The sequence below is a fragment of the Cognatishimia coralii genome, from assembly GCF_037478305.1.
In the GTDB taxonomy this organism is placed as follows: Bacteria; Pseudomonadota; Alphaproteobacteria; order Rhodobacterales; family Rhodobacteraceae; genus Cognatishimia; species Cognatishimia coralii.
Genome location: NZ_JBBGAZ010000010.1, coordinates 25,523 through 44,259, shown reverse-complemented (window position 1 = coordinate 44,259; position 18,737 = coordinate 25,523). Strand labels below are relative to the sequence as shown.

At 56.6% G+C, this 18,737-nt stretch carries 18 protein-coding genes; 7 read left to right on the top strand and 11 right to left on the bottom strand.

All coding sequences use genetic code 11. From position 1 onward, the window contains the following. Positions 1-82: 82 nt before the first annotated feature. A complete protein-coding gene (locus WG622_RS15155; protein ID WP_339404359.1) occupies positions 83-778 on the top strand; it encodes a GntR family transcriptional regulator in 696 nt (231 codons plus the stop codon). Here the strand turns inward: WG622_RS15155 and WG622_RS15150 are convergent. Genes WG622_RS15150 through WG622_RS15120 form a run of 7 tightly spaced genes read right to left on the bottom strand, consistent with a single transcriptional unit; the run spans position 758 to position 6,613 of the window. Then, the gene (locus WG622_RS15150) at positions 758-1,627 is read right to left on the bottom strand and encodes a dioxygenase family protein (protein WP_339404358.1); all 870 of its coding nucleotides are present in this window, start codon (positions 1,625-1,627) and stop codon (positions 758-760) included. The genes WG622_RS15155 and WG622_RS15150 overlap by 21 nt on opposite strands. Before the next feature lie 17 nt (positions 1,628-1,644). After that, positions 1,645-2,952, bottom strand: coding sequence for a TRAP transporter large permease (locus WG622_RS15145; RefSeq protein WP_339404357.1), 1,308 nt, complete (start codon positions 2,950-2,952; stop codon positions 1,645-1,647). Continuing rightward, on the bottom strand, positions 2,949-3,473 hold the full coding sequence (locus tag WG622_RS15140; RefSeq protein WP_339404356.1) for a TRAP transporter small permease subunit: 525 nt from the start codon (positions 3,471-3,473) through the stop codon (positions 2,949-2,951). The genes WG622_RS15145 and WG622_RS15140 overlap by 4 nt, the downstream gene beginning before the upstream one ends. 9 nt (positions 3,474-3,482) lie before the next feature. Next, positions 3,483-4,565, bottom strand: a complete 1,083-nt coding sequence (locus WG622_RS15135) for a C4-dicarboxylate TRAP transporter substrate-binding protein (protein WP_339404355.1) — start codon at positions 4,563-4,565, stop codon at positions 3,483-3,485. A gap of 36 nt (positions 4,566-4,601) precedes the next feature. Continuing rightward, complete coding sequence (locus WG622_RS15130) at positions 4,602-5,057, bottom strand: OsmC family protein (RefSeq protein ID WP_339404354.1); 456 nt, start codon at positions 5,055-5,057, stop codon at positions 4,602-4,604. A gap of 2 nt (positions 5,058-5,059) precedes the next feature. Next, complete coding sequence (locus tag WG622_RS15125; protein ID WP_339404353.1) at positions 5,060-5,722, bottom strand: malonic semialdehyde reductase; 663 nt, start codon at positions 5,720-5,722, stop codon at positions 5,060-5,062. Further along, entirely contained in the window at positions 5,723-6,613 is an 891-nt protein-coding gene (locus WG622_RS15120; protein ID WP_339404352.1) for a fumarylacetoacetate hydrolase family protein, read from the bottom strand. It abuts the gene before it with no gap. Positions 6,614-6,705: 92 nt separating this feature from the next. On the opposite strand from WG622_RS15120, the gene WG622_RS15115 reads away from it, so the two are divergent. The 3 genes from WG622_RS15115 to WG622_RS15105 are packed head-to-tail and all read left to right on the top strand — an operon-like array spanning position 6,706 to position 9,847. After that, positions 6,706-7,092 (top strand): YciI family protein, encoded by a 387-nt coding sequence (locus tag WG622_RS15115; RefSeq protein WP_339404351.1) that lies wholly within the window; start codon positions 6,706-6,708, stop codon positions 7,090-7,092. An 8-nt stretch (positions 7,093-7,100) separates the two neighbouring features. After that, the gene (locus tag WG622_RS15110; protein ID WP_339404350.1) at positions 7,101-8,357 is read left to right on the top strand and encodes a malonyl-CoA decarboxylase; all 1,257 of its coding nucleotides are present in this window, start codon (positions 7,101-7,103) and stop codon (positions 8,355-8,357) included. Then, a complete protein-coding gene (locus WG622_RS15105; RefSeq protein WP_339404349.1) occupies positions 8,354-9,847 on the top strand; it encodes a malonate--CoA ligase in 1,494 nt (497 codons plus the stop codon). The genes WG622_RS15110 and WG622_RS15105 overlap by 4 nt, the downstream gene beginning before the upstream one ends. On the opposite strand, the gene WG622_RS15100 is transcribed toward WG622_RS15105, so the two are convergent. The 3 genes from WG622_RS15100 to WG622_RS15090 form a co-directional block, all read right to left on the bottom strand. Further along, positions 9,844-11,499: an FAD-binding dehydrogenase gene (locus WG622_RS15100; RefSeq protein WP_339404348.1), complete on the bottom strand. Its 1,656-nt coding sequence runs from the start codon at positions 11,497-11,499 to the stop codon at positions 9,844-9,846. The two genes, WG622_RS15105 and WG622_RS15100, sit on opposite strands and share 4 nt — an antisense overlap. Further along, positions 11,489-12,358 carry a bile acid:sodium symporter family protein gene (locus WG622_RS15095; protein WP_339404347.1) on the bottom strand — a complete coding sequence of 290 codons (870 nt, stop codon included), beginning with the start codon at positions 12,356-12,358 and terminating at the stop codon, positions 11,489-11,491. Before WG622_RS15095 ends, WG622_RS15100 begins: the two co-directional genes overlap by 11 nt. Positions 12,359-12,498: 140 nt before the next feature. Beyond that, a complete protein-coding gene (locus WG622_RS15090; protein WP_339404346.1) occupies positions 12,499-12,933 on the bottom strand; it encodes a MarR family winged helix-turn-helix transcriptional regulator in 435 nt (144 codons plus the stop codon). Between the two features lie 72 nt (positions 12,934-13,005). On the opposite strand from WG622_RS15090, the gene hmgA reads away from it, so the two are divergent. Genes hmgA through maiA form a run of 3 tightly spaced genes read left to right on the top strand, consistent with a single transcriptional unit; the run spans position 13,006 to position 16,260 of the window. Further along, positions 13,006-14,367: a homogentisate 1,2-dioxygenase gene (hmgA, locus tag WG622_RS15085; protein ID WP_339404345.1), complete on the top strand. Its 1,362-nt coding sequence runs from the start codon at positions 13,006-13,008 to the stop codon at positions 14,365-14,367. Between the two features lie 10 nt (positions 14,368-14,377). Continuing rightward, complete coding sequence (fahA, locus tag WG622_RS15080) at positions 14,378-15,619, top strand: fumarylacetoacetase (RefSeq protein ID WP_339404344.1); 1,242 nt, start codon at positions 14,378-14,380, stop codon at positions 15,617-15,619. Positions 15,620-15,639: 20 nt separating this feature from the next. Next, positions 15,640-16,260, top strand: a complete 621-nt coding sequence (maiA, locus tag WG622_RS15075; RefSeq protein WP_339404343.1) for a maleylacetoacetate isomerase — start codon at positions 15,640-15,642, stop codon at positions 16,258-16,260. Here the strand turns inward: maiA and WG622_RS15070 are convergent. Next, positions 16,257-18,692, bottom strand: coding sequence for a GcvT family protein (locus WG622_RS15070; protein ID WP_339404342.1), 2,436 nt, complete (start codon positions 18,690-18,692; stop codon positions 16,257-16,259). The genes maiA and WG622_RS15070 overlap by 4 nt on opposite strands. Between the last annotated feature and the right edge of the window lie 45 nt (positions 18,693-18,737).

Below are 18,737 nucleotides of genomic sequence, written 5' to 3'. Positions count from 1 at the left end.
TTGGAAACCGCGAAATTTGCGCTAGTTGATTATTTGACAGAAGAGGCAAAATAATCGATATTTTGTGAGGGAGGCCAACACGATGAACGCGCTTGATATTTCCGGGTCAGACGGCTCTGCGACGCAGCAGGCGTATCGGCGTTTGCGACACCTCATCGTGACCGGAGACCTCAAACCCGGCGAGAAGCTCAAGATCGAAGTTCTGCGCAAACGGCTGGACACGGGCGCCTCTCCGATCCGCGAGGCGCTAAGCCTTTTGACGTCGGATAAATTGGTCGATCGTTTGGATCAACGCGGGTTCCGGACCGCCGAAGTGAGTGCCGAGAATTTTCAGGAAATCCTGCTTCTGCGGCGCACGCTCGAAGACCTCGCCCTGCGCGAAAGCATCGCCAATGCGACCCAAGACTGGGAAGAGAATGTCGTGCTCGCGCACCACCGCATGGTCAAGGCCAAAGGTGGCGACGATTTCGAAGAGCTGCACAAAGGCTTTCACATGGCGCTCATTGCCAATGCGCCGTCACCGATCCTTTTGCAGTTCTGCTCGCAGCTTTATGATCTCAACATCCGCTATCGCTATCTGGCGGGCAGCGGGTTGAATTATCAGCTGCGCGATGTGGACGAAGAGCACGCGAGCATCCTGCAGGCCGCTGTCGCAAGGGACGCGGATATGGCAAGCGAACGGTTGTTCAAACACTACCAGCTGACGGGGGCCTATTTGGCGGGGCTTTGGGGTGAAGGCTCGGCGCTGAACGCCGAGTTATTTGGCAACAAGAACTAGGTCGAATGTGACCTTGAGGTAGTCTCCCTCGACGTGACCGCTTAGATCAAAGCCAGTCTCCGGAAAACTGCCCGCGGGCATCTGTTGGTAGCTCATTACTAGATCGTCACGCACGCCAAAAACTGTGTCTTGATCAAGGTAGGGATCATCCTCGGGAAAGACCTCTGTAACCAGTGGTTTGAACCCGTCCGCCTCGGCGATGTAATGCAGGTGAGACGGGCGCCACGGATGACGCCCACACGCGCGCAGGATGTCTCCGACGGGGCCATCTGAGGGCACGGTGTATTCCACAGGACGCACGGTGGTGAAGGCATAGCGACCGTCCGCACCGACGGTTTGAAAGCCGTGGAAAGAATAGGTGTCCTGATCCGGATCCTGGCTGGAATAGAGACCATTCGGCGCGGTTTGCCAGATGTCCAGGGTTGCACCCGGAATGGGTTTGCCGTTGGTGTCTTTGACCGTGCCTTCGACCAAAAGAACCGGCGCATCAAAGCCCTTGCGCATGTCGCCACCCACAGCCAGTGGCGGAGAGCCTGAAATGTGGAAGGGGCCAAGGACTGAGGACGACGTGCCCTCGGGTGTCGAGTGCAGCATATCGACCAGAGACGAGAGACCCAGCACGTCAGACAGCAGCACAAACTCGTGTCGCTCGGCATCCGAAATCTCGCCCGCGCGCTCGAGGAACGCGATGCCTGTGTTCCATTCTTCATGGGTCAGGTTCACTTCGCGGGCGAAGTCATGCAGGTGCTTCACAAGGCTGCCCATGACCTCGCGCAGACGCGGGTTCACGTCGTCTCCGAGGTATCCCATGAAGACATCGGTGATGCTCTCTTTTGTGACGTTACGCATGTGAGGACTCGTTCAGGTTAGGATAGGATTGCAAGGCTCAAGGCAGGGAATCGGATCAGAAGGATCAGCACCAAGAGCATGACAAAGGCGAAGGGCAGGGCGCCTAGGAAGACGTCTTTCAGTTTGATGCGATCATCGTCCAGGGTGGCTTTGATCACGAAACAACTGAGGCCCAGCGGAGGGGTCAAAAGCCCGATCTCCGCGGCGACAACTGCGACGATGCCGAACCACACGAGGCTCAGGCCCATAGAGTCTATTAAAGGCAAAAATAACGGAACCACGATCAGGATGATCGAAGCCGTGTCCAGGATTGTGCCAAGGAAAAGCATCAGGACGACGAGGATCACCATTATCCAGAAAAAGTCGAAATTTACAGTCGCCAAGAGGGTCTGAAGCTCGTTCGGCAGACCCGCAAGGCCAAGCATCCGCGCGTACATCGACGCGGCTGTGATCAGGAACAAGATGGCAGCCGTGATATGGCCAGTTTCGATCACGGTTTCCCAGAAGCTGCGCAGATTGATGCGGCCTCGGACGGCGGCGATCAGGATGCCAAGCAGCGATCCAGCAGCCCCCGCTTCGACAGCGGTGGTCCAGCCGGTGTAAATTCCGCCTAGCACGACGACGATCAGCACAAGGATCGGGATCGTTTTCGCAGCGATCTCAGACCAAGGCATGAGGGTTTCAGTTTTGATCTTGCTGCCGCCCACGAAGGCGGGCGTGAACCGGCCCATAAACCAGATTGCCAAAACGTAAGCAGCCGCCAACATCAAGCCGGGCACGACCCCTGCGAGGAACATTTCTCCGACAGATTGTTCGGCCACAAAGGAATAGATGATCAACATGGCCGACGGCGGAATGATCATGCCCAAGACCGACGATCCTGCGACGACCCCTACTGCGAAACGCGGGTTGTAGTCGTGTTTGAGCATCTCTGGCACGGACATCTTCGAGAACACCGAGGCCGAGGCAATCGAAGACCCAGTGACCGCCGCAAAGACCGCATTTGCGCCGACGGTTGCCATGCCGATGCCACCTGTGATGCGGCGGCACCCTTGGTTCATCACGGCGTAAATATCGGCCCCAAGCCCAGCTTTAGAGACGATTAATCCCATAAAGGTGAACAAGGGGATCGTCGCAAATGTATATTCCATCGCGCTGTCGCCGATGGCGATTTTCAGCAGCGCAAAGGACAGCTCGTAGCTGTCACGCATAATCCAGATCGCGACAAAGCTTACGACGCCAAGGGCAATCGGAATATAAACGCCGAGATAGATCATGAAGATGATGGCGCCGATGGAAATCAGGCCAATTTCAACTGGGCTCATGAACCGCTTTCCTGACTTGGGACGTCATCGCCCGCGTTGAACAAAATATGCAGCGCGAAATGCACGGTGCAGAGACAGGCGCTTAGGAAGATCACCAACTTAACTGGCCACCAAGGTGCGGTGAAAACGCCGGGCACGCCGAAATAGTCGCGGGTCTCCCACATCTCGACAAACTCGGGCCAGATCGCGATGGCGACAAGCACCATAAAGGTCGCGCTGATGAGATCGATCACGCGGCTCAGCATGTGCCCCGCGGCGGGGCGACGGTGGCGCAACAGGCCGAGAAAACCGTCAGAGCGGGTCAGCCGTCCAACGCGGATCACGTCAGGCAGCTGTAGAAAAACAATCAGTACCATCGAGAATTGTACGACCTCGACAGCACCAAGGAACGGGCGGTTAAAGATCCCGCGCGCGATGATGTCATAGCTCACCACGGCGATCAGTCCGACCACGACAAATGTGCCAGCGGCGTTGGCCATGATGGCCACGCCGCTGGCGATTTTATGGATCAGCTCCTTCACGAAGCGGCCCTAGTTCGTAGCCGCTTCGGCAGCCCAGTCACGGACTGGGGTGAAGCCAGCGTCAGAGAGCTTCGCCATGTAGGCGTTCAGCATCTCGGTGCCGGGCTGGCCTGATGCGTCAAGACCTGCGGCCCATTCTGCAGCGATGTTTGGCATGCTGGCGGCCCAAGCGAGACGCTCGTTTGGATCCATCTCGACCACGGTGCCACCTTGGTCAACATAGGCCTGACGGCTGGCTTCCGCGCGGTCCATTGCGATGCCCGCAACATGGTCGCGGTAGGCAACGGCGACCTCAAGAAGCACGTCTTTGACCTCATCCGGAAGCTTCGCCCAATAGTCTTTATTGACCGTGATAGTTTTGGAGTTCACGGCCCCCAGATCGGCGCGCAGCATGTAAGGTGCGACCTCTGCAATCTTGAAGGTCTTGGCGGCCTCAGGCCACAGCATCGCGTGATCCACAAGGCCCGTTTGGACCATGTTGTAGAAGTCTGTCAGACCGCCGCGAACACCGGCTGCGCCTTCGATGCCTTCAAGGTACCGCAGGTTCATACCCGCGCCGGCGACTTTGCTGCCTTCAAGGTCAGACAGCGAGTTAATCGGATTGCGCGAGAAGACCTGGTAGGTGTCCAGAACGACGCCGGTCGCCAGATAGACCTGGTTCTGCTTGTCAAATTCCGCTTGCATCGCCGGGAATTCCTTGGCGATCTCATCGACCGCTTTCGCAACCGCACGCGCGTCTGCCGCAATGAACGGCGTCGCCGCAGAAATCGCCTGACTTGGCAGTTTCGAGTTGTGGAAGATCGTGGTCACGATACCAATGTCACCCAGACCCAGCTTAACGCCCTCAAGAACGCCTTTTGGCTTCACAATCGTGCCGCCATAGCTTTCCTGCCAGTCCATCTTATAGTTGCCGGTCATCGCCAGACGCTTGTCGACTTCGGGAATAAAGAAGTTCGTGAACTCTTTCACCCAGAGCGCCCGCGCCGGATAGCCGTCGATCACGACCGCTTTGATCGTCTCTGTCGCAAAGGCCGGAGCCGCGACGAGCGTCGCAAGCGCCAGGCCAAAGGCCGTTGATTTGAATGTCGTCATAGTTCTCCTCCCAGTACCATTACGTAAACTTGCCCGTCAGCCGCTCTCCCAAGTCACGGTCAGCTCAGTGCCCGAGTTTTCATAGAGTTTTGCGATTGGACAATATTTGGCAGTCTCCTCTGCCACGCGCTGAAGCTCTTCTGCGGTGGCACTGCCTTTGGATGTGACAGAGAGGCGGATGGCTTTGAATGGCACCTCCACTTCTTCCATCAACAGGACGCCGCGACGGTCGAAATCGACCTCCATTGCGAAGTCCAGATCTCCTATATCGACGCCCAGTTTGGCGGCGCATTTGTGACCGATGACATTGGTGCAGCCGATCAAGGCGGAAAAGGCTGTTTCGGTTGGCGCAAGGCCTTCGTTGGTGCCGCCACGCTCGATCGGCTCGTCCACGACCTGCACCAGATCGCGCACATGGGCCTCGCTGCGAGAGTGGCTTGTGCCACGCCCTGCCAGTTTGATCGTCATCACTGTCTTTTGTCTGATCGCCATGGCTAGATTACCTCGCAGACGTCATCAAAGGAGAACCGCGGGAGTTTTTGGAACAATGCGGTTTCATCAGCATAGCCGAAATTGCAGAGGAAATTCGATTTCCATCCGTTTTCGCTGAAAAACTCCTGATCGACGATCTCGTTGGAGAAGCCGGACATCGCGCCAACGTCCAAGCCCAAGGCGCGGGCGGCAATCATGAAATAAGCGCCTTGCAGAGTGGAATTGCGATAGGCGGTGTCATGGGCATAGGTCTCGTTTCCGGCAAACAGCGGCTTGCGATCTTCATGCGGGAATAAGAAGTCCAGACGCTGCCAGTAAAGCGGATCCCACGCGATGATGGCCGTCATCGGTGCGGCGCGCATTTTGTCGATATTCTTTGCTTTCAAAGACTTCGCCAGTCGATCCTTGGCCGTGTCGCTTTTCACAAAGATGAACCGAGCGGGGCAGGTGTTCATGCTGGTGGGGCCTTGGATCGTGATCTCAAACAGCGCACGCAGGATGGTGTCGGGCACTTGCCGGTCGGTCCACGCGTAGTGGGAGCGTGCATCCCGCAGGATCAGATCGATTTCGCCATCCCCCAGCCGCGTCACGCGCGAGCGCAAGTCCCGCACCGCTTGCTGCGCGGCCTGTCGTGCGTGATCTAGAGTAGGCGCGTCTGCGGTCATTTATTCAGCCGCCTCGGTCTTGGTCATGGACTCTTCGGCGACGATGGGGCTGGAACAGATGCCAATGCCTTCGATCTCGATATCCACAGTTTCACCAGGGCGCAGCCAGCGTGGGCCGGGTTTCTTGGCATGTCCCACACCCGGAGGCGTTCCAAGCGCGATGTGGTCGCCGACTTCCAGAGTCTTGAACTGAGACATGATCGCGATGGTTTGGGCCACGGACCAGATCATATTCGACGTATTGGACGACTGTAGGATTTCCGAGCCAACACGGCTCTCGATTTTCAAACCCTTGCCGCCCTCTGGCAGCTCATCGGGCGTGACGACGTAAGGCCCAATCGCGCCGGTATCATCAAAGTTCTTACCCGGCGTCCATTGGTGAGTTTTGCGCTGATATTCGCGTACGGAGCCGTCGTTGAAGACGGTGTATCCAAAGACATGCTCCAATGCGGTTTCCTCGGAGATATGCCGCCCACCTTTGCCGATGATGATCATCATCTCGGCCTCATAGTCGAGCGTTTCAGAGCAGGCAGGGCGCACCATCGGCGCGCCGGCTGCCATGATCGAATTGGGCGTCCGGATGAACATCGCCGGATAGTCCGGAATGTCATAGCCGCCCTCTTTGATGTGTTCGATGTAGTTCAAGCCAAGGCACAGAACCGAAGGAGGGCGCGCAATCGGCAAGGCGGGCGTGATTGCCGGAACTGGGACCGCATCCCCTGTCCGAGTTTCGGCAATCTCTTTGGCCTGCGCCATGAGATCATCAGAGGCCGTGAGTGCTGCGAGATCCCTTCCGATGGCTGGAACAGCTTCGGTCAGATTGACGGCCATGCCCTCTGAAACGGCGAAAACACTCTGAGTGGGTCCGATTGTTCCAACGAGAAAACGCATAGAAAACTCCCTGTTGATCGACTCACTTTTTGGCGATAAAAAATCCTTAAGTCAAATAAAATCGATTTTTTTAAATCACGCAGGAGGTCAGGATGCCCCTTTGGAATGACTATAAGGCCGAGGCCAAAGCACGTGGAGCGCTCGCTCATGAGCTTTATGTGGTGCAGTCAACGCCGGTCGGATCGCCGGAAGAGGTCAGGGCGGTGTTGCCAGAGCATCTGGCGTATCAGGCAGAGCAAGAGGCCGCTGGAAATCTATTCCTTGCAGGGCCCATGTCTGATGAGACAGGTGATCAAATGCAGGGTGTTGGGCTGATCATTTATCGTGCCGAAAGCCTGAATGCCGCGCGCAGTCTGGCCGAAAATGACCCAATGCATTCCAAAGGCGCGCGCAGCTTCACACTTCGACGCTGGCTGATCAATGAGGGCAGCTTGTCTCTGTCGGTTAGTCTGTCCGCGCAAACGGTTCAATTGGGTTAGAACCTGCCATGTCGGGTCGCAGCACCTTTGCAGATATCGTGCAGACACTATTTGAGCGGCGGGGGTCAAAAGGCAGTGTGCTTCAGTCCCGGTCCATTGAAGAGATGTGCCATGCGCTCCTGGATGTGGAAGGTGAAGTTTCCGGCATTGCTTTGGCCGAAGCCGTTCTTGACCGCTACGCAGGCATGGACCCAGACGAGAAACTGCGGTTCTTTCAGTTTCTAAATACAGATCTCGAGATCGATCCGGCAGCGTTGCGAGCGGCTGTTAGTGGGTTCCAAAACGGACAATCTATCGAAGACTATCGCAGAATAGGACGACTAGCCGAGCCGCGACGCCAGGAATTGCTGCGCCGCCTCAATCAGCCGACAGGCGCCACGCAAGCTCTTGTCAATATGCGGGCGGATTTGATCCGTGCGAAAGCGCGGGATACGGATCTCGCGCGCACTGAACAGGATTTCCAGCATCTTCTGCGCAGCTGGTTTAATCGCGGCTTTCTGGTTCTGCGCCAAATCAACTGGGATACGCCTGCCAGTATTCTGGAAAAGATCGTCGCCTATGAGGCCGTCCACGCCATTCAAGACTGGGATGACCTCAGGCGCAGGCTTTACCCTCAAGATCGGCGCTGTTTCGCGTTTTTTCATCCAAGTATGCCCGACGAGCCTTTGATATTCGTCGAGGTGGCCCTGACGCTGGGTGTTCCAGATTCGATCCAGCACGTGCTTTCCGAGCATAGAGACCAACGTGAAGCTGAAGAAACAAAGGTCGCGGTATTCTATTCGATCTCCAATTGCCAAGAGGGTTTGGCGGGCGTGTCCTTTGGCTCGATGCTGATCAAGCAGGTGGTTGCGGAACTGTCGCGAGAATTGCCGCAGCTCGAAACTTTCGTAACTCTCTCGCCAATCCCAAGGTTGGCAGAGTGGACGCGCTCTGTGAATGGCGAAGACCCATCAGACGATAGGTCTGTCAGAGAAGCAGCCAGCGACTATCTACTGACGGCTAAGGATGCAAAAGGCCGTCCCTTTGATCCAGTAGCGCGGTTTCATCTTGGCAATGGTGCTCAGGTCTATGCGGTGCATGCAGAAGCCGACCTAAGCGAGAACGGCGTGTCGCAATCTTTTGGCGCGATGGTGAACTATCAATATGACTTGTCGAAGATTGAACAGAACCACGAGCGTTTCGTGCAGGACCAAGAGGTCAGCCTCGCACCACAATTCAAAAACTCCCAAGGCATGGCCACAAATAGAAAACGGATCCTCGCATGAGTAATCATCTCTACGACGCCCTTATGGCGCCTCAAGCCTCGAGCGAGCGTTGTTTTGTGCGCCAATCGGGTAAACCTGATTTGAGCTTTCGGGAGTTTGCAACACTCGCCTCACGTCTGGCAAATCGTCTTGTTGAGGCAGGGCTTTTGCCGGGTGACAGGGTTGTCGTGCAAGCCCCGAAAACCGTTGAAATGGTCGCACTGTATATCGCGACCCTTCAGGCGGGAGGCGTGTTTCTGCCTTTGAACACCGCTTACAAGCGGGACGAGCTGGCCTATTTCATCGCGGATGCGACACCAAGAATTGTCGTGTGTGACGGGGCGCGCGAAATCGAAGTGCGGGCTGTGGCTGGTGACGGGCATGTTCTCACGTTGAACTCCGATGGAAAGGGCACTCTGACCGACGGAATCGAAGGCATGCCTGGTCATTTCGACCCCGTTCCAAGAACTAAGAACGATTTGGCAGCATTGCTTTATACCTCAGGTACGACGGGTCGCAGTAAAGGCGCTATGCTGACCCACGGCAATCTGCTTTCAAATGCGCGCGCTCTCTGTGATCTTTGGCAAATCACAAGTTCTGACACGTTGATCCATGCTCTTCCGATCTTTCATACGCATGGTTTGTTCGTCGCATTGAACACATCTCTTTTGGCGGGTGTTCGTTTGGATTTCCAAACCGGATTTGATCTAAATGCGATCTTTGAAGCGATGAGCCAGTCCACCATGCTGATGGGCGTGCCGACGTTCTACACGAGGTTGCTCGGGGATGCGCGTTTGACCAAAGAGGCGACGCAGAAGATGCGCCTCTTCGTCTCTGGCAGCGCTCCTTTGCTGGCAGAAACTCATGAGGCCTTCACTGCGCGAACCGGCCACCGGATCCTGGAACGCTATGGTATGACAGAAACCAATATGATCACTTCAAACCCATTTGACGGCGAACGGCGGGCAGGCACTGTCGGGCGCCCGATTGCTGATATCGAGGTGCGACTGACCGACGCCGAAACAGGTAAAGATGTCTCACAAGGCGAGGTCGGCATGATTGAAGTGCGTGGCCCGAATGTTTTTGCGGGCTACTGGAACATGCCGGAGAAAACCGCGGCAGAGTTGCGTGATTCTGGGTTTTTCATCACCGGTGATCTCGGGTCTCTCAGTGCGGATGGATATCTTTCGATTGTCGGGCGTTCAAAAGACCTGATTATTACAGGCGGTTACAATGTGTATCCCAAAGAAGTCGAGGACGTTCTGAATGACATCGAAGGCGTCGTGGAGAGCGCAGTCTTTGGCGTGCCCGATGCGGATTTTGGTGAAGCGATCATAGCGGCGGTCGTGCCAAAGGCTGACGCCGCTCTCGACCCAAAGGCACTGGCGCTTGGGGTCGAGGAGAAGCTCGCACGATTTAAACATCCAAGAAGATATGAATTGATTGAGGCTCTGCCCCGAAACACGATGGGTAAAGTGCAGAAAAACCTTCTGCGCGAGACTTACCGCTAGGAAATCGCCTTGCTGCGCCCCGCCGCGCGGCCCGAAAAGATGCAACCCCCTAGAAATGTGCCCTCAAGTGCATTGTAGCCGTGATAGCCACCGCCGCCAAAACCGGCGACCTCTCCGACTGCAAACAGGCCCGGGATGACTTGTCCGTTTGAGCCCACCATCTGGCTGTCGAGATTTGTCTGCAGGCCTCCGAGTGTTTTGCGTGTGATCAGATTCAGGCGCACCGCAATCAGAGGGCCATTGTCGGGATCAAGGAAGCGATGAGGCTTGGCTGTGCGGCTGAGTTTGTCACCGCGATAGTGCCGTGCCGTCTGGATCGCGATGACTTGTGCGTCTTTGCAAAACGGGTTGTCGACCTGAGAGTCCCGCGCCTCGATCTGCGCCTGAATGTGGGCTTCGTCAATCAAAGCGTCCTCGGTAAGAGCATTCATGCCCTTGACCAGCTCGGACAGCGTATCCGCGACGATGAAATCTTCGCCGTGTTCTTTGAATTTCTCCACTGGCCCTGTTGCCTTCGCACCTGCCAAGAAACGTTCTTTGATCACTTTGCTCCACTTGGCATCGGTGAAGTCTGGGTTCTGTTCCGACCCAGACAGGGCAAACTCTTTCTTGATCACCTTTTGAGTTAGAATGAACCAGCTGTAGTCATACCCGCTGTCCAGGATGGCCTTGAACGTGCCATTGGTGTCAAATCCGGGAAGGGCAGGTGGAGCAAATCGGTTACCCTCTGCGTCAAACCACAACGAGGACGGACCAGGCAAAATCCGAATGCCATGGTGCGGCCAGATCGGATCCCAGTTTTTGACGCCTTCGGTGTAAAACCACAGTCGGTCTTTGTTGATAACATGGCCGCCCGCTTCTTCTGAGATACCCAGCATCCTGCCATCCACATGAGCTGGCACGCCGGACAACATTGATTTGGGCGCACGGCCAAGCCGATCCTTCGGCCAGACTTTGCGGATCAGCTCAAAGTTCCCGCCGATGCCGCCGGAGGCCACGATGACGGATCCCGCGTCATGGCGAAACTCTCCCACCACCTCGCGAGAGGTTGCAGCGCCCTGCACCGCATCATCCTCGGCCAAAAGCGATCCGCTGACACCCACTGCCGCACCGTCTTGCATCTCGATCTGGTCGACTTGATGACGGAACTTGAAGGAAACCAGCCCAGCGGCTTCGTGTTCTTTGCACCGGCGAATGAAGTGTTCCAACACACCGGGACCCGTGCCCCATGTGATGTGAAAGCGCGGAACAGAGTTGCCATGGCCATTGGCGAAACTCCCCCCGCGTTCTGCCCATCCAACCACCGGAAACCAGCGCAAGCCCATATCATAAAGCCATGGACGCATCTCGCCTGCTGCAAAGTCTAAATAGGCTTCGGCCCATTGGCGCGGGTAGTCGTCTTCTGGTCGATCGAACTGGGCAGAGCCCATCCAGTCATTTAGCGCCAAGGCGCGACTGTCCTTGATCCCCATACGCCGTTGCTCGGGCGTGTCGATCATAAAGAGCCCACCTAGGGACCAATGCGCCTGACCGCCCAGGTTCTGCGGGCCTTCCTGATCGACGACAATGACGTGCTTGCCGCGATCGCCAAGTTCGGCTGCGGCGGCAAGGCCTGCGAGCCCTGCGCCGACGACGATGACATCAGCTTTCACGGCGTCGGCTCCGTAGCCAGAGCACGATGGGAATCCCAGTCAGATACATGATCACGCTATAGATCGCCGCCGGCAGGCCGATTTCAGGAATTCCAGTCGCCACGCCTGCGATGATTGGTGCCAGCGTGATCCCCAACGTGCCGTTTTGAAGACCCACCTCGACGGCCACCGTTTTCTGTTCTGCCCAAGTGAGCCCAAAGACTCCAGCTATCGTCAGACCTGCGAGCATCGTCGTGATGCTTAACACGGCCAATGCAGGACCAAGGGCGGTGAAATTTGCGACGAACAGGTCCCAGTTTGTGGCGATGGCAGCCAGAACAATGACCACAAAGAGCACACCGGCCAACACGAAGAGCTTGGGTTCAGCCCGATCCGCGAAGCCGGGTGCCAGGTAGCGGATCAGCATTCCGATGGAAACGGGAAGGGTGGTGATCAGGAACATCGCAATTGCGATCTCGGTCACCGAGAATTCAGGCACATCTGCTCCCATAAAACGCGTTACCGCCCAGCCCACCAAAACCGGTACGGTGATAATGGACAAAAGAGAGATTAATGCGGTCAACGAGACAGACAGAGCCACATCCCCGTTCGCCAAGCGCGCCATGACGTTAGTGGTGACGCCGCCGGGGCAAAAGGACAAAAGCATAACGCCTGCTGCAATGGCACCCGTGAAGCCAAAGGTCAGAACGATCACATAGGCGAAGAGTGGAATGAGGATAAGCTGACAGAGAGCGCCTATGCCAAAAGCCCAGCCCCGTTCGACCACGCGCCTGAAATCTGAAGGCGTAAGCCCGATCCCAAGGCTCAGCATAATGATTGCCAAGGATAGCGGTAAAAACACCTCTACTAAGATTTCCATGATACCCCTCCCAAAATACCTGAAACATGGGTACGGCAGCATATCACGGCTACGAAATCAACGCGGGTGAAAGCTAACCCAGCGTCAGCGCGATTTCTTTGAAAGAAATCGACGTCGGAAACTTTCAAAGTTTCCGAGTCCTAGAGCTCAGCAAGTTTTTTCAACACCAGCCTTAGGGTTTCGATCTCTCCTTCACTAAAGTGCTCGATAAGTTGCTGATCGAAATTTTGCGCATCCTCGACAAGGTCTTCAAAGGCGCGACGGCCTGCGCGTGTAAGGGTTAGGCGTTCGTGCCGACGATCCTCGGGCAATTCATGTCGCTCTAGAAACCTCTTCTGAGCCAAAGCGCTTACGGCGCGGCTGACCTTGGTTTTATGCAAGCCGGCTCGGTCGCAAACGTCCTTCGCCGTCATGTCTCCGTAGCAGCCCAGATGGAAAAGCACGCGCCATTCCGTGCGCAGCATTCCGTATTTGGACTTGTAGATGGATTGGAACCGAGACCCAGTGGCCTCTGCCGCCTGGTTCAGAAGATAGGGCGTGAAGCCCTGAAGTTCGAAGGTGTCATTTTGCGTCATTGCGTGAAAATAAACGTTGTTAGTTACAAAAGCAACTACTAGGTCGGTGTTAGTTTCAAAAAGGACTATCTCATGACCAAGAGCGCAAACTCGATTGAATTACACGTTGCGGATACGCCTGTGGGGACTCATGCTGGCTATATGCCGGGGTTCGGAAATGACTTTGAAACCGAAGCTCTGCCGGGCGCCTTGCCTCAAGGTATGAACTCGCCGCAAAAGGTGAACTATGGCCTTTACGGAGAGCAGCTTTCGGGCACAGCCTTCACTGCGCCAAGCCACCAAAACGAACGCACATGGTGCTATCGCATCCGCCCGTCTGTGAAACACACGCATCGGTTTGAAAAGATCGATCTGCCCTATTGGAAATCCGCGCCACTGGTTGATCCGGATGTGACCTCTTTGGGTCAATACCGCTGGGATCCTGTCGCGCATTCCGATCAGCCTCTGACCTGGCTCACGGGTATGCGCACCATGACGACAGCTGGCGACGTGAACACGCAGGTCGGCATGGCGAGCCATGTCTATCTGGTCACCGAAAGCATGGTGGATGCCTATTTCTTCTCGGCCGACAGCGAGTTGTTGGTGGTGCCGCAAGAAGGCCGTCTACGGTTCTGCACCGAATTGGGTGTGATCGATCTGGAACCTCAAGAGATCGCAGTGATCCCTCGCGGTTTGGTTTATCGAGTCGAAGTGATCGACGGCCCGTGCCGTGGGTTTGTCTGTGAAAACTATGGACAGAAATTCGAACTGCCGGGACGCGGACCGATTGGCGCGAACTGCATGGCGAACCCCCGCGACTTCAAAACGCCTGTCGCGGCTTTCGAGGACCGCGAAGTGCCCTCAACAGTGACCGTGAAATGGGCCGGTCAATTCCACGAAACCAAGATCGGCCATAGCCCGCTGGACGTGGCCGCGTGGCACGGCAACTATGCGCCCTGCAAATACGACCTGCGCACCTATTGCCCCGTCGGAGCGATCCTGTTTGACCACCCCGATCCCTCGATATTTACCGTGCTGACAGCGCCCTCGGGCGTCGAAGGCACCGCAAATATCGACTTTGTTCTGTTCCGGGATCGCTGGATGGTGGCCGAAGATACCTTCCGTCCGCCCTGGTACCACAAGAATGTCATGTCCGAGCTGATGGGCAATATCTATGGCGTCTATGATGCCAAGCCCGAGGGCTTTGTTCCCGGCGGTATGAGCCTGCACAACATGATGCTGCCGCACGGGCCTGACAAACAGGCCTTTGAAGGCGCGTCCAATGCGGATCTGGAACCGGAATACCTCGCCAACACCATGTCCTTCATGTTTGAAACCCGCTTCCCCCAGCATCTGACTGCCTTTGCCGCAAACGAAGCCCCCTTGCAGGACGACTACATCGATTGCTGGGCTGACATCGAAAAGAAATTCGATGGAACGCCAGGAAAGAAATAGGACTATGACAATGACTTTGATGACAAGCTGGGTGCCTTCGGCAAATTCTGCAGAGACACCATTTCCGCTCAATAACCTGCCATATGGCGTGTTCTCTGTTGGGCATGCACCCGCGCGATGCGGCGTTGCGATTGGTGATATGATCCTCGATCTGACTGAGGCCGAAACGAAGGGTCTCGTGTCCTTGCCAGAGACCGCCTTTGACGCACCAAGCTGGAACAAGTTGATGGCGATGGGGCCAGACGTCTGGGCCGACTTGCGTGCTCAGTTGACGGCTCTGCTAAGCGAGGGGGGTGATACCTCGGCGCCACTCATCGCGCAGGCTGATGCGCAGATGCACCTGCCGTTTCAGGTCGCCGAATATACAGATTTCTACGCAGGCAAACACCATGCGATGAACGTCGGCACAATGTTCCGCGGCCCGGAAAACGCCCTGCCGCCGAACTGGCTGCATATTCCGATTGGCTACAATGGCCGCGCGTCCTCTGTCGTCGTCTCTGGCACGGATGTTGTCCGTCCCAACGGGCAAACGAAAGCGCCTGACGCGGATATGCCAAGCTTTGGCCCCAGCAAGCGGCTGGACATCGAACTGGAAATGGGCGCCATCGTCGGTACCGGATCTGAGCTTGGTCAGCCGATCTCTGTCGCGCAAGCTGATGAGATGATCTTTGGCTACGTGCTGCTCAACGATTGGTCTGCTCGGGACATTCAGGCCTGGGAATATCAGCCACTCGGCCCATTCCAAGCCAAAGCCTTTGCCACCTCGATCAGCCCATGGATTGTCACGCCAGCGGCGCTTGAACCGTTCCGCACGTCGACCCCAGAACGGGAAAAAGACCTTTTGCCCTATCTGCAAGAGCCGTCCCCGATGCTGTTTGATATCGCGTTGGATGTCACCATGGCACCAGAAGGCAAGCCTGCGACCACGATTGCTCAGACCAACTACAACCGGATGTATTACTCGGCGGCGCAGCAATTGGCGCACCACGCGAGCTCCGGCTGTGCAATGTCGACAGGCGACCTCTTGGGATCGGGCACCATTTCGGGCCCAGAGAAATCCGAACGCGGCAGCCTTTTGGAACTGACATGGGGCGGCAAAGAGCCTCTGACTTTGGACACCGGCGAGGTCCGGACCTTTATCGAGGACGGAGATACCTTGACCCTAAAAGGGGCTGCCAAGGGCGACGGCTATCAAATCGGATTTGGCGAAGTGGTCGGCACCATCAAGCCTGCCGTGACGTTTCCGAAGTAAACCTGTGAAAGGGCAATGCCATGACTGAGACCGTCCTCTGGGACTACCCCAAATCCTCGGCCAGCTATCGGCTGCGCATTGCCCTGAACCTGCTTGGGGAAAGCTACCTTATCGAAACCGTGAACCTGCTGGATGGCAGCCACCGTGGTGGGGATCATCTGGCTCGCAACCCGCAAGGGCTTGTGCCGGTTCTGGATATTGACGGCCAAAGGCTGACCCAGTCACTGGCCATTCTGGACTATCTGAACGAGACCCGTGATGCCGGTTTTCTGCCGCAAGATCCTACTTTGCGCGCCAAGACGCGTGCTTTGGCGATGTCACTTGCGGTGGACGTACACCCAGTCTGCAACCTGTCGGTCATGAAGCACGCGACGGGTGGCGAGGAACCTGCGCGTACCGACTGGATGCATCATTTCATAGCCCCCGGCCTGCGCGCTTTTGAGGCTCTGCTGACTGGCTTCCCCGAGGGTGATTTCGTGAATGGTGAAACGCCAGGGCTGGCCGAGATCTGTTTGATCCCCCAGCTCTACAATGCCAATCGCTGGGGCGTCTCCTATGAGGACTGCCCGCGCATTGAAGCGCTCGAAGCCGCTTGTGGTGCGCTTCCTGCCTTTCAAGACGCGCACCCGGACAAGGTCTAAGCGCGCATCCGGCTGTGATCAGGATCATACTGGACGGCGGTGATGACCTTTGCCGGCACCTGCACGCCCAGAAGGTCGAGCGCCATTTCGGTGCCCTCGGCAGCCATGGCCGGATCGACAAAGGCATAGGCGAGGTTTTTGCCAACCCGATGCCCCCAGTCGCCGGAGGTAATCGTGCCGACCACGGCCCCGTCGTGCATCAAAGACGCCCCCGGGTGGGCCGGGGCATGGGTGGCATCAATCTCTAAAGAGACCAGCATTTTGCGCGGCCCCTCAGCCTGACGCGCCATCAGGGCCTCTTTGCCCAAAAAGCCGGGCTTGTTTATTTTCACAAAGCGATCCAAGCCGGTTTCGAAGGGATCAAATTCGGTGATCAGATCACTCTTCCAGTGAAGGAAGCCTTTTTCCATGCGCATGGACTCTACCGCGCGCGCGCCAAAGAGGGTCATCCCATGGGTCTCTCCTGCCGCGCGCAACGCGAGATAGGCGGCATAGAGCGAGGCATTGGGAATGTGGATCTCATAGGCCAGCTCTCCTGAGAAACTGACGCCCATCACTGTCGCAGGCGCAAAGCCGATGAAACACTCGCGTAGGGAAAGCCACGGGAAGGCCTCTTTGGACCAATCGCCTCGGCTGACCTCGGACAGTACATCGCGCGCCTTTGGACCGGCGAGGACCAATATGGTTTGATCGTTCGTGAGGCTTTTGAGCTGAACGTCCTCGTCATCGCGCACATGTGACGTCAGCCAATCCATATCGTGAAACTCTGCAGCGGCCGCAGAGCCATACCAGACCCGGTCTGGCCCCCGATCAGAGGCCGGAATATTCGCAACGGTTGCCTCGGCTTTGACCATGCCATGATGGTTCAAAAGATAGCCCAGACCAAGCCGCCCGTCGCGTTTCGTCACGGCGCCACAGAACATGCGGTCCAGAAAGACGTGGCGATCCTTGCCTGTGATTTCAATGCGGTTGAACCCATTGACTTCAGCCAGTCCAACGCCGGTTTGAACGGCAGTAACCTCTTTCGCCACGACATAAAAGGCCTCGTCAAAATGGAAGCTGAGAGAGGGGTGAAAGTCTGGGGTCGGCTTAAAATACTCTGCCCGTTCCCAGCCATTCACCACAGTGAACTCAGCACCCTCTGCGGCCAAAATCGGCGTGAGCGGTGTGGTTTTCGCAGGTCGCCCTGCAGGGCGATGTTCATGCGGGAAGTGGAACCTGAATTCGTTCTGATAATCCTCAATCGCCTTAAGCGAGGTCAGTTCCACATTCGCGTGGCCCGTAAACCGACGCGGGTCCAGACACCACGTGTCATAGCATGCCTCGCCATGCACAATCTGCTGCGCCAAAAGCCAACCGTGACCGCCGCCTTCACCAAGCCCCGCACGCAATCCTATGATGCAGAAGGCGTTGCGTTTGCCGGGGACCCTGCCCACCAAAGGCGCGCCATCGATTGTATAGGTGATCGGACCATTCACTACCGTACGGATACCGGTTTCCATCAACGCAGGCATGCGCGCGAAAGCACCTTCCAGAACATCGGTCACGCGGTCCAGATCATCAGGACACAGAGCGTTCACAAAGTTCGGATCGATCCCATCCATGCCCCAGGGTTTGCAATCCTGTTCATAGAACCCAAGCAACAGCCCCTGTTTTTCCTGACGACAATAATAGTCGCTGATCGGGCAGCGCAGGAGGGGCATACGTTGGCCTGCTTCGACAATGGCGGGGATGTCCTCGGTCAGGAAATACTGGTGCTCCATCGAGGCGACAGGGTGGTGAACGCCCATCATGGCGCCAACCTCATTGACGCGATAGCCGCAGGCATTCACAACAATATCGCAATCGATGTCGCCGTGTTCGGTATGAACTGTCCAGGTGTCATCCTTGTGCTGGGTCAAGGCGACCACAGGCGTATTGCGATAGACCTCGGCCCCTGCTTTGCGCGCCCGCCGCGCCAAGGCCTGACAGAGCTGCGCTGGGTCAATGTCTCCGTCCAGAGGATCCCAGAGGCCACCCACCAGATTGTCCGTGGAGATCAGAGGATGCCTGCGCGCGCATTCCTCGGCGTCGATGACTTCGAAATGCACATCCATCCCGCGCGCCATAGAGGCGAAATGGTGATAGCCCTGCATCTGTTCCGCTGTATTGGCCAGCCGAATGCCGCCGTCGCCGTGGTGGTAATTGATCGGATAATCTGGGTCCTCGGCCAGCTCTTTATAAAGCGCGATGGAATGGGACTTTAGCCCGACCATCGTCTGGTTCATGCCAAAGTTCGTCACTTGCGCGGCTGAATGCCAGGTCGTTCCAGACGTCAGCTCATTGCGTTCGACCAACACCACGTCGCTCCACCCTTCTTGGGTCAGGTGATAGAGCGTGGAACAGCCGGCGATGCCTCCGCCGATGACAACAACTTTCGTGCGTGACTTCATTTTGAACTCCCAAGCGCAGTGCAGCCTTCAGGTTTGCCAGAAATC